The organism is Mucilaginibacter sp. (assembly GCF_025359345.1).
GTDB lineage: Bacteria > Bacteroidota > Bacteroidia > Sphingobacteriales > Sphingobacteriaceae > Mucilaginibacter.
On record NZ_JANYGQ010000032.1, the window covers coordinates 136,297 to 148,217 of the forward strand.

Sequence of the window (11,921 nt, forward strand, 5' to 3'; positions counted from 1 at the left end):
TTTCGGATTTCGGATGTTCTATTTCGGATTTATTTTTTATTTCAGATTTATTTGGAATTAGAAATTTGGACTCTTTAAATCCGAAATCGTAATTCCGAAATCCGAAATCAAAAATATCCCCCCTTTTTTCTATCTTCCATAGCCGCTTCGCTCACCTTGTCGTCCATTCTCGCGCCGCGTTCGCTGATTTTCGATTCGCTTATTTCATCAATGATGTCATCAATTTCAAAAGCGTATGATTCTACAGCTGCGGTACAGGTCATATCCCCAACGGTGCGGAAGCGCACGTTGCGGCGTTCGATGATATCTTCGTCATCCATATTTAAAAATGGTGACGCAGCCATCAACTGCCCATTGCGGGTAATTACATCGCGCTCGTGTGCAAAATAGATAGACGGCAACTCGATTTTTTCGCGGCGGATATAGTTCCACACGTCAAGTTCGGTCCAGTTACTTATCGGGAAAACCCTGACGTTTTCGCCTTTGTGTATCTTACCGTTAAATATATTCCAAAGCTCGGGGCGCTGACGCTTGGGGTCCCATTGACCAAATTCGTCCCGAACGGAAAATATACGCTCCTTTGCCCTGGCTTTTTCCTCGTCCCTGCGGGCGCCACCAATACAGGCATCAAAACCATGCTTCGCAATGGTATCTAAAAGAGTAACCGTTTGCAGGGCATTCCTGCTGGCGTTTTTGCCTTTTTGTTCAACCACTTTACCTTCGTCAATTGAATCCTGTACGTGACCAATAATCAGCTTTTCGCCAATGCGGTTAATCATCCGGTCGCGGTAATCAATTGTTTCCACAAAATTGTGGCCGGTATCGATGTGTACCAGTGGGAAAGGAAATTTTCCGGGCCTAAAAGCTTTTTCGGCAAGCCGTACCAATGTAATCGAGTCTTTGCCGCCCGAAAACAGCAGTGCAGGTTTTTCAAACTGGCCGGCTACCTCACGCAGTATGTAAATAGCCTCTGCCTCCAACTCATCTAGATAGTCTAACATTTTTTAATTATTGATTTAGTGAATTAGTGAGTTGATGATTTGAAGAAAGTTCAAATCGAAACTCATCTAACTCAATACCTTGTCTTAGTTTCTTATACTTTTTGATTTAGTTAAGCGGCACAATCACTAATTCACTAAATCACTAATTCACTAATTATTTCACTTCATGCAACCCGCATTCTTTTTTACTTTGATCTTCCCACCACCAACGGCCTGCCCTAAAATCTTCGCCCGGCTGTACTGCCCGTGTGCAGGGTGCGCAGCCAATGCTGGGGAAGCCCCTGTCGTGCAATGTGTTATATGGGATATTGTATTGTTTGATGTATTCTTTTACTTTTTCTAATGTCCAGCTGTAAATAGGGTGAAATTTAACTAAATTATTTTGTTCGTCCCATTCCACGTTTTCCATAAACTGCCGGTTTGCCGATTGTTCGGCGCGGATGCCTGTTATCCAGCATTTGTTACCTGCAAGAGCACGTTTTAGCGGCTCTATTTTGCGTATCCCGCAGCACTCCTTACGGTTCTCAACCGATTCATAAAAACTGCTCGGCCCCTTTGTGCTCACCATTTGTTCAACCAGTTCGGTTTTTGGATAGTAAGCGTGTATAGGCTTACCGTAAATTTCCATGGTGCGGTTCCACACATAATAAGTTTCGGGGAACAGCCTGCCCGTTTCGAGTGTAAAAACTTTAATAGGCAGGTTATTGGCAAATATCATGTGCGTTATTACCTGGTCTTCCCAGCCAAAACTGGTGGAGAAAACTATTTCATCATGAAAAATATCCGATAACTGCGTTAAAGCCTCTACCGGGTTTAAGCCGGTCGTTTCTTGTTTTATGTGTTCTGCCAGTGCACTCATCTTATATCACCTTAGTTATAAAGGCCACTATACTTTTTATACTTATTAAAATTACTATCACGCCTACAGCAACCATAATGGCTTTGGCCGATATGCGGTTTGATATTTTTGCTGCAATGGGCGATGCAACTGCGCTGCCTATCACCAATCCTGCTACCGCTTCCCAGTGGTTACTGTTCAGCATGGTGATAAATGTTATCGAGCTCATCAGGGCAATAAAAAACCGGGACAGCTTTACAGTACCAAGCGAAAACCGCGGATGACGACCACCCGCTATTAAAGTTGACAACACAATTGAACCCCAGCCGCCGCCGCCAACAGCATCAATAAAACCACCACCAAGGCCCAGTAACGGAATCTTTTTGATTTTTTCGTGCGATTTTTTCACAACCGGTTTAAACGCTTTTGAAAGAATAACCGTTCCCAATATCAATGTATATACTGATACAAACGGTTTGGTGTATTGACTATAGTGTTCCAGTGATGACAGCAGGTAAGCTCCCGTAACCGCCCCGATGATACCGGGAATAACCAGCATTTTGAACAGCTTCCAATTGATGTTGCCCATCCGGTAGTGCATCCAGCCGGCAATGCCGTTGCTCATGATCTCCGAAAGGTGCACGCCCATGCTTGCCGACGCCGGCGGTATTCCCATAGATAGGGAAAATGTTTGAGAAGTTACCCCGTACGACATGCCGATTGCGCCATCAATCATGGCGAACACAAAACCTGCAGCCAGGAAATAGTAAAATTCAGGCGTGATGGTTTGCGCATAGGCCCTGAAACCCGGTTCGTTATACCAAAGGGCAGTAAATGCAATCAATAACGAAAGAATAATAGCGCCCCAGATATACCAGATCAAATTCTTCTTTTCAACCACTTTAGGTTCAACCAACACGGAGGTAACTTCGTTTAGTTTTCGCACTTTATAGGCAAAATCGCCACCTAATGAATTGCGTAATTCGCTCATTTGTTGCAGGGTGATATCCAGTTCATCAGGTAAGCCTTCATTTAACACCTCTTTAAGCCGTTTGGCAATAGTGGGCGATTTGCCATTGGTTGATATTGCTATTTTTAAATCACCTTTTTGAACAATAGAGCCGAGGTAGAAATCGCACAACTCGGGTTTATCGGCAACGTTTATCAACAGTTTCCTGTCGTGCGCCGATTGCCTGATGAAATTATTTAACTCACTGTCATTTGTAGCGGCGATAACCAGGTCGGCATTGTCCAAATCGCTATCGATAAACGATTTTTGAACGATGTTTAGTTTTTGGTACTCAGCAGCAAGCAAATGCACTTCGGGCAAAATGGCCAGGGCAATAACGGTCACCTTCGCCTCCGGGCTGTTATTCAGTATGGCAGTCAGTTTTTCCAAACCAACATTGCCACCGCCGATAACTACCGTATGCAAATCATTCAGCTTTAAAAAAACGGGAAACAATGGATTGCCTTCCGTTTTTTCGTCTTGAACAGGCAGCTTACTATTCCTGGGCAATAATGTCATAAAATTCTTTTATAGGAGCAAACTGCGGGTGCAGCGATACTACCTCACCAAATATAATTAATGCAGGCGATGTAATCTTCTTCTCTTCCACAATTTCAACAATCGTGTCTACAATGCCTATCGCCACCTTCTCCTCTTTTGTTGAGCCGCTTTGTATTACTGCAACGGGCAATTTACTCTTGCCTTCGCTTTTAAATATTTCGGCTATCTCCGCCAGCTTGTGAATACCCATCAAAACCACAACGGTAGCATTGGTTTTAGCCGCCTGGTATAAGTCGGGCGATATTTGGTGATTTGCAGTTGTGCCTGTTACTACCCAAAAGCTTTCGCTTAAACCGCGATGGGTAACAGGTATGTGCTGCATACCCGGAACGCCAATAGAGCTTGAAATGCCCGGGATAACCTGCGCCGGTATGCTATATGAAGCTGCATAATCCAATTCCTCAAAACCGCGACCGAATACAAACGGATCGCCGCCTTTCAGGCGTACTACGTGACCATAATTGATCGCGTAATCAATCATCAGTTTATTAACTGCATCCTGCGAATAGGAATGGTCGCCGCTGCGTTTTCCCACATAAATTTTTGTAGCATGTGCGGGAGCAAGTTCCAATAATTCGGCATTAACCAATGCATCGTACAATACAACGTCGGCTGTTTGTAATGCTTTTACGCCTTTAAGCGTTATCAGGTCGGCATCGCCGGGGCCTGCGCCTACAAGCGTAATACGCGGTTCTTTAATATTTTTGTTTGTTGATGTAGCTATCATTGTTGCACCAATTCCTCTCTTTTTATTTTAACGGTATTTAAAAACTCGCCGGCAGCCTGCAGGTAGGCGGTCGCAAATTCTTCTGATGGTTCGTTTTTGTTGATTTGTAAAACCAAATCGTTAAAACTGTCATCTAAATTGATCTCGCCGGTATTTACGTAATTGTTATCAAATTCTTTTATTACTCCCGATTGGGTGCTAGTGTTGATGTTTTTATCAAGCAACAATGCCTTGGCCGAGCTTACAAATGTGTTATAGGCGTGGTAGATAGCATCGGCCCAGCGGCTTTCGGCAAAAGCTTCGTTTGCCCAGCCAAACTTCTCTTCCGATTCGTAAAGCAATGTGGCTACCAAATCAATAATCACCCCGGCGCATTCGCCAACACCTATTGCGGTAGCAAAAGTTTCCTGGTGGCCCCAGTCAACAAATTCGTCATCTGTCAGCGTTGTAAGGTCGGCAAGGGGTTTTAACAATTGGTAAAAATAATCTTTACCGTTCCTGTCGTAATAGGCGTGAAAAGTTTCGTTTTCAGCTGCCCTTGCCTGGTAATCGTCAAGCACCTTACGTAGCACATGTGTGGCCCGTTTTGCGGGTACCTTAATAACTTTTTCGGCAGCGCGACCAACACCATCACCAACCGTGCCGCCACCAAGCAGCACCTGTACCGATGGCAGTACTTTAAGTCCAGCTTTTAATGAACTGCCGTGAAAACCGATATGCGCCAAACCATGTTGTCCGCACGAGTTCATACAGCCGCTTATCTTAATTTTTATTTCTTTGTTATAAATAAGGTCCTCGTATTCGTTGTAAATCACATCTTCCAGCACGCGCGAAAGTGTCATACTGTTTGATATGCCGAGGTTGCAGGTATCAGTACCAGGGCAGGTGGTTACATCTGCAAGGCTATCAAAACCTGGTGCAGATAAATCCAGTTCGGTTAGTCCGTTATATAAAGCAGGCAACGCTTCCTTGCGTACAAACTTTAAGAGTAGTCCCTGGTTTTGGGTTACCCTTATTTCATCGGCAACCAAAGGCTGCAACACGGCTACCAGTTTGCGGGCTTTATCCGATGGGATATCGCCAACTGGGACCTTTATATATACGCCGTAAAAATCTTTTTGCTTTTGCTCAAATACGTTGGTTGCAAGCCATTGCTCGTAACGGAAGGGATTGGTTACCGCCACGTCAGCAAATGTTTGTTCTGCAGGTAGTGCAGGGTCTTTTAACGCATCACGGTTTACTTTATTTTTTTTAACTTTTAAAGCAGTGCGCTCTGCATCAGCAAGCAGCAACACTTCGGTTAACCCGATTTTTTGAATAAGATATTTAAGACGGGCTTTGTTGCGGTTGTTGCGTTCGCCATGGCGATCAAAAACGCGGATGATAGCTTCTATATAAGGTATAAGTTCATCCTCGGGTAAAAACTCTTCAACAATATTAGCAAGTAATGGCTGCGCGCCAAGGCCACCGCCCAACAGTACTTTAAAACCGCGTTCTCCGGCAGCATTTACTTTCGGAATAACACCGATATCGTGGATGTACGAAAACGCGGTATCGGCATCGCTCGATGAAAATGATATTTTAAACTTACGGCCCATTTCCTGGCAAACCGGGTTGCGCAAAAAATACTCGAACGTTGCATGCGCATAGGGCGATACATCGAAAGGCTCCAGCGGATCGATGCCGGCAGCAGGAGAGGCGGTTACGTTTCTTACGGTATTGCCGCAGGCTTCGCGGAGGGTAATATCGTCCTGCTCCAGTTCGGCCCATAGCTGCGGCGTACGGTCGAGGCTTACATAATGTATCTGAATATCCTGGCGGGTGGTTAAGTGCAGGTTGCTGCTGGCATATTTGTCGGATATGTCGGCAATCCTTAACAACTGTTTAAAGGTCACCTTGCCAAATGGTAGCTTAATGCGTATCATTTGCACGCCGGGCTGTCTTTGCCCGTATATACCCCTGGCCAAACGCAGGCTGCGGAACTTTTCGTCGTGAATTTTACCTTCACGAAAAGCCCTTATCTTTTTTTCAAGATCAATAATGTCTTTTTCAACTACCGGATTCTCCAACTCGGTCCTAAAACTTTGCATAATTGTGCTGTTAGTTTGTGCTATAAAAAGGCCCCTTCGGCTTAATGCTAAAGAGGCTTATGTTTTAATTTACGAATACCCGTTAAGCCTCTATCAGTTGCCATGCATCTGGCAATTTATCATAACCCAACAGTAACTGTAAATTCTCGTTTTCATTTTTATAGTGACAAATATATATATACTATACGGAACTTGTCGGGTTTATTTGAAAAAAGACAGATTTTACCTTTTGATTACATTGTTTTGCCGATTGTGAGGAATCCATTGCCGCTCCGCCGGGCATGTAAATATTACGACGTTTGTCGATATTTTATTAATTATATGTAAAAAATATTTATTTATAATTTTTATTTTCGTAGATAACGAACTATTTTCTTGTAAAATATTCAATAAATCATCTTGAATAATGATAAATATATAATTACTTCTTATCTTAGAAAAAAAGAAAAACTTATTTTATTATTAAATTACCCCTTATGAAAAAACGTTTACTCACTATTATTGCATTATTCCTCCTCGTTTCGGAAATTGCAATTGCACAAAAATTAAGTGTTAAGGGCACCGTGACCGATGCCCTCAGCAAAGATGCTATCGCTGGCGTATCTGTCAGGATAAAAGGCACTTCGCAAGGTACTACAACTGACGCCGCCGGGCAATTTACTATAGCTGCGGCGGCAACCGACCAACTGGTATTTTCATATACCGGGTACAAGCTTTTAACAATTACGGTTGGCAACAATAGTTCCCTTGACGTGAAATTGGAAAAAGATGTTAATTCGCTTAACGAAGTTGTTTTGATAGGTACGCGGTCTGCGGGGCGTGTTAAACTTGAAACAGCAGTACCGGTTGATGTGGTGAATATTGCTAAAGCATCGCTTAGCACAGGCAGGCTTGATATAACCGACATCCTTAACTACTCCGCCCCCTCATTCAACTACAACAAACAATCAGGCTCTGATGGGGCCGATCACGTTGAACTGGGAACCTTGAGAGGATTAGGCCCCGATCAAACGCTTGTGCTGATAAATGGTAAGCGCAGGCATCAAACGGCATTTGTTTCGGTATTCGGAACCCGCGGCCGCGGTAATTCAGGAACCGACCTGAGTTCAATTCCTGCGGCAGCAATTGAAAGGGTTGAAATTTTGAGGGATGGCGCATCTGCCCAATATGGTTCGGATGCAATTGCGGGGGTAATTAACCTGGTATTAAAGAAAAATGTAGGCGAGTTTACCATAAACGGTGGATATTCGGGCTATTACGATCCTGAATTTAACAGCCGTAATGCACTGGCAAAGGGCCAATATCTGCACGGCGGCGCAATTGACGGCAACGCAGTTGTGTTTGATGCAAACTATGGCATAGCAATAGGCAAAAACAATGGCTTTATAAACCTGTCGGCCGATTATGCAAATAATGGTAAAACCTACAGGCAAACACATGACACCGCTTTTTCAAACCCAAAGGCCCTGCCGCTTAATAATGTAAGGCGTGCAAATGGCGACGGTTCGGCTAATAGTTTTGACTTGTTTTACAATAGTGAATTGCCAATAGCCGGAAGCCGCACAACCTTTTACAGCTTTGGTGGTTATAGCCGCAAAAACTCGGATGATTATGCCTTCACCAGGAATTTTTCAGGCTCGCCGGGGCGTTTTCCAACTGATGCAGGCGGAAATATGATTGCAGTACCCGGCATTATTATCAACACACCCGATGGCGATAGCTACTATAATCCCATCATACAAACACATAACACGGATTTATCAGTAGCTTTAGGGTTAAAAGGAACCATTGGAAAAGATGTGGATTGGGACCTTAGCAACAATATTGGTAATAACTCCTTTCATTTTTTTGGCGATAAAACCTTTAACGCATCCAAAGGCGCCGATAAAACCCATTTCGACGATGGCGGCTCGCAGTTTTTACAAAATACAACCAACTTAAACTTTAGCAAACATTTAAAGGATGTGTTTGCCGGTTTAAATATTGGCGCTGGCGCTGAATACAGGTACGAGCGTTACAAAATAAGTGCAGGTGAGCCAGATTCTTATTCAAACTATAATGAAGACAAGGCTACCGGTTCGCAGGGATTTCCCGGATATCAACCTTCTGATGCTGTAAACGCTCACCGCACGGTTGAGGGGATTTATTTAGACCTGGAAGCTGATATCACTAAAAAATGGTTAGTTGACTATGCAAACAGGTTGGAGCACTATAGCGATTTTGGTTTTAATTACAGCACCAAGTTTGCCACCCGCTATAAAATAACCGACAATTTTAATATTCGCGGTTCGGTTGGTACCGGCTTCAGGGCGCCGTCGTTACAGCAGATAAATTATAGCTCATCTTATACTAACGTACAGGGGGGAGTTATTTCTGAAGTTAAGATTGCACCAAATTACAGCCCTATTACCAAAGCAGCTGGTATTCCAAATCTTAAACAGGAAACATCCACAAATGCAGGTATAGGCTTTACGTTTAAACCAGTACCCGAACTGAGCATTACCACCGATGGTTACTTAATCAAGGTAAAAGACAGGGTTGTTCTATCAGGCCAGTTTAGTGCGAGTGATCAAACACTCGATCCATCGTTTTTAGCTGCTCTCGATGCACTGCATGTTTCGGCTGCGCAATTTTTTGCCAATGCGGTAAATACAACAAACACAGGTTTGGATGTTGTTATTGAATACAACAAGAAAATAGGAGATAGCCGTATCAGGGTACTATTTGCGGGTAATTTTCAGCACATGAAAATCAACAATATCAATTATCCCGAAAAATTGAGCGGTACCGATTTGTTGAAACAAACTTTTTTAAGTGACCGCGAACAGAAGTTTATTTTAGCGTCGGCACCACCGCAAAAGCTTTCGCTAAACCCTGAGTATAGCTACAAGAAGTTTACCGCAGGTACACGTTTTACTTATTTTGGTAAGATCGTGTTGCTTGGTTATGGCGAGAACTTCGACGGCATTCACCCGGTAGTTCCGTTAGATGCTGATGCCAATACTACAGTGCCTGATCAATATACTTACAGCGGCAAAGTAGTAAGCGACCTTTATTTTACCTATAAACTAAGTAAATCGGCCCACGTTTCAATTGGTAGTGATAATTTATTCAACATACACCCTGTATTGGGAGCTGTAATAGCTGCTAAAGGCTACGCTTACAATAACGAAACCGGCGGACCTTTTGATGCCGTACAAATGGGGCAAAATGGCCGCAGGGTATTTGCAAGAATTGGATTTAATTTTTAGGAATTTCCTGGTCAACAAAGAAACCGCTCCATGTTTGAAGCGGTTTCTTTGTTTTTAGACATTCAGCAGGAGCGAGCTCTCGCGGCTGATAACATCAGCTATACTGGTTTCTGATAATATTTTTACTGTAGCATCTCTTACCTCAATAAACACATCGCGTATGCCGCAGGTGGTTTCCTGGTGGCACTCGTCGCATTTATGGTAAAAGTTAAGGCTGGCACAGGGTACCATAGCAATGGGGCCATCGGTGATGCGCATTATTTGCACCAGGTAAATATCTTTCGGGTCTTTATTTAAGCTGTAGCCGCCGCCTGCACCTTTTTTGCTGTAGAGGAACCCCGCGTTACGCAGGTCGAGCAATATTTGTTCAAGAAACTTTTTGGGAATCCGTTCTTCCTCAGCAATTTTTGAAATTTGCATTGGCGGTTTATCTGCATTTTTCCCCAGCACTACCAGGGCCTTAATTGCATACTTTGTTTTTTTCGATAGCATATTTAAAAATAGCGCATACAAAGATAAGTAAAAGAATTTGTGTTAAGTCAAAACAGGCTTTTACAATAGATTTACTTAAAGTAAAGGTAATGTTTATTTCGATGTATGCATAATAGCAGCTTGCAGATTACCTACACCACAAAGCGCTCTTCATTGTGTTTAGTTAAAACAATTAGTTCGTGACCAATGGAAATTTGACCGAAACCATTGTGTATCAAATTTTGTCCAAATAATATCTTGTTGTTTTTAAAGCGATAGGATGCAAGCTTCTTCAGTGGCTCTTTTCCTTTCTTCGCCGTCTCCTGGTCAATAGTTGTTAAAACACAGCGGGCGCATAGTTTTACGCCGTAAAAATTAATGTCGCCAATTGTAAAATGGCCGTAAAGGTCTTCGTCATACGGCTCGCCGCCGGTGAAAACTATATTAGGACGGAAGCGGTTCATTGGCAAAGTCTCCGCAAGCCGGTTATTCAAATCGTCCAGGGAAGCCTGCCCGATAATTAAAAACGGGTAGGCATCAGAAAACGATGTAACTGAATTTTCAGGGGCGTAACGTTGATCAACAATTCTCTGAGTGTCGTCGGGCATATAAACAAGCCGGCAATTCAACCCAAGCATTGCCGAGAACCAACGGTCGGCTTCATCACTTACAAATTCGGCTTCGCAGATATCGTCCCAAATGGTAACAGATACTTTGCTACCTGTTGACGGGTTGTTGATAGAAATAGAAAACGATTGCTTGTTTACTTTGTGGATTACCTTTAGCACATTGTTTTCTATAGCTTGCTGCAACAACGCCATTTGCGGATGTTCGCGTTGTGTTAAAAAGCGATTTTCGGAATCAACCAGCAGCCAACGTCGGTCGTTTTCAAAACCCCTGTCGGTTATTTTTGCGCTTTTTATCGCTATGCCCGATAGTGATTTTATAGGGTAGATATACAATTCGCTTATTTGCAGCATTGTCAAATTTATAAAAATGCGATTTTAAAATCCATCATAATAGGTTATTTAGTATGTTTATGGCCTATTTAAATATCATATGACAACTAATTTTATAAAACACATCAAATTTACCGCAGCAGCCTTCGTTTGTTTCCTGGCTGTGCAAAGCGGCTTTGCACAAACGTCAACACCAGAAAAGCCCGGTGTTGTTTCTTACACGTATCGCAAGGTTTTCGAAAAAGATCCTGCAGCAGCACTTGACATGATCAAGGCAAACGGATTTACAGATATCGAATTTTCGAGCCTGTTTGGAAAAACTGCCGCGGAGCTTAAAGCGCTGATCGACGCGCGAGGCATCAAATGCTCTTCATTCGGAGTAAGTTATGAAGACCTTGTTAACAAAACAGATGAAGTAGCTCAAAACGCTAAAACACTGGGTGCAAGTTTTGTTCGGGTGGCTGGTATACCGCATAAAGCAGCATTCACCGAGGAAGAGGCTCAAAAAGGTATTGATAATTTTAACAAGGTTGGAAAAATATTAAAAGATAAATACAGCCTTGCCCTGGTTTACCATAATCATGGCTTTGAGTTCGAGCCTTTCAGAAACGGTACTTTGTTCGATTTCCTGGTTGAGCAAACCGACCCGGAGTATGTAAACTTCGAGATGGATATCTTATGGACATTTTTTCCAGGACAAGACCCTGTCGAAATACTTGATAAGTACGCCAGTCGCTTTAAGTTGATGCATTTAAAAGACCTTAAAAAAGGTGTGGAAGGCAATTTATCCGGAACTACAGCGCCGGAAAATAGCGTTACTTTGGGAACCGGTCAAATTAACATCCCGGCCGTAATAAAAATGGCAAAAACAACGGGGATAGTGCATTACTATCTTGAAGACGAAAGCGATAACGTGGCAACTCAGGTTCCGGCAAGTCTTGTTTATTTAAGCGGATTGAAGTAATAAGGGAATTATTTATAATAATTTAAAATAGGGGCAATGTAAATTGCCCC

At 43.0% G+C, this 11,921-nt stretch carries 9 protein-coding genes; 2 read left to right on the forward strand and 7 right to left on the reverse strand.

Annotated elements, in window-relative coordinates; genetic code table 11:
- Positions 1 to 107: 107 nt before the first annotated feature.
- The 5 genes from cysD to Q0R52_RS21045 form a co-directional block, all read right to left on the reverse strand.
- A complete protein-coding gene (gene cysD, locus Q0R52_RS21025; protein WP_295798099.1) occupies positions 108 to 1,001 on the reverse strand; it encodes a sulfate adenylyltransferase subunit CysD in 894 nt (297 codons plus the stop codon).
- A gap of 154 nt (positions 1,002 to 1,155) precedes the next feature.
- Positions 1,156 to 1,860 carry a phosphoadenylyl-sulfate reductase gene (locus Q0R52_RS21030; RefSeq protein WP_295798103.1) on the reverse strand — a complete coding sequence of 235 codons (705 nt, stop codon included), beginning with the start codon at positions 1,858 to 1,860 and terminating at the stop codon, positions 1,156 to 1,158.
- Between the two features lies 1 nt (position 1,861).
- Positions 1,862 to 3,367, reverse strand: a complete 1,506-nt coding sequence (locus Q0R52_RS21035; RefSeq protein WP_295798105.1) for a TSUP family transporter — start codon at positions 3,365 to 3,367, stop codon at positions 1,862 to 1,864.
- Positions 3,345 to 4,136, reverse strand: a complete 792-nt coding sequence (cobA, locus tag Q0R52_RS21040; protein ID WP_295798108.1) for a uroporphyrinogen-III C-methyltransferase — start codon at positions 4,134 to 4,136, stop codon at positions 3,345 to 3,347. Before cobA ends, Q0R52_RS21035 begins: the two co-directional genes overlap by 23 nt.
- Positions 4,133 to 6,226: a nitrite reductase gene (locus tag Q0R52_RS21045; protein ID WP_295798111.1), complete on the reverse strand. Its 2,094-nt coding sequence runs from the start codon at positions 6,224 to 6,226 to the stop codon at positions 4,133 to 4,135. The genes cobA and Q0R52_RS21045 overlap by 4 nt, the downstream gene beginning before the upstream one ends.
- A 476-nt stretch (positions 6,227 to 6,702) precedes the next feature.
- On the opposite strand from Q0R52_RS21045, the gene Q0R52_RS21050 reads away from it, so the two are divergent.
- Complete coding sequence (locus tag Q0R52_RS21050) at positions 6,703 to 9,477, forward strand: TonB-dependent receptor (RefSeq protein WP_295798114.1); 2,775 nt, start codon at positions 6,703 to 6,705, stop codon at positions 9,475 to 9,477.
- A 54-nt stretch (positions 9,478 to 9,531) separates the two neighbouring features.
- Here Q0R52_RS21050 and Q0R52_RS21055 read toward each other — a convergent pair whose 3' ends face one another.
- Positions 9,532 to 9,969: an Rrf2 family transcriptional regulator gene (locus tag Q0R52_RS21055; RefSeq protein ID WP_295798118.1), complete on the reverse strand. Its 438-nt coding sequence runs from the start codon at positions 9,967 to 9,969 to the stop codon at positions 9,532 to 9,534.
- A gap of 131 nt (positions 9,970 to 10,100) precedes the next feature.
- A complete protein-coding gene (locus Q0R52_RS21060; RefSeq protein ID WP_295798120.1) occupies positions 10,101 to 10,928 on the reverse strand; it encodes an MOSC N-terminal beta barrel domain-containing protein in 828 nt (275 codons plus the stop codon).
- A gap of 79 nt (positions 10,929 to 11,007) precedes the next feature.
- On the opposite strand from Q0R52_RS21060, the gene Q0R52_RS21065 reads away from it, so the two are divergent.
- Positions 11,008 to 11,871 carry a sugar phosphate isomerase/epimerase gene (locus Q0R52_RS21065; RefSeq protein ID WP_295798123.1) on the forward strand — a complete coding sequence of 288 codons (864 nt, stop codon included), beginning with the start codon at positions 11,008 to 11,010 and terminating at the stop codon, positions 11,869 to 11,871.
- Positions 11,872 to 11,921: the final 50 nt, after the last annotated feature.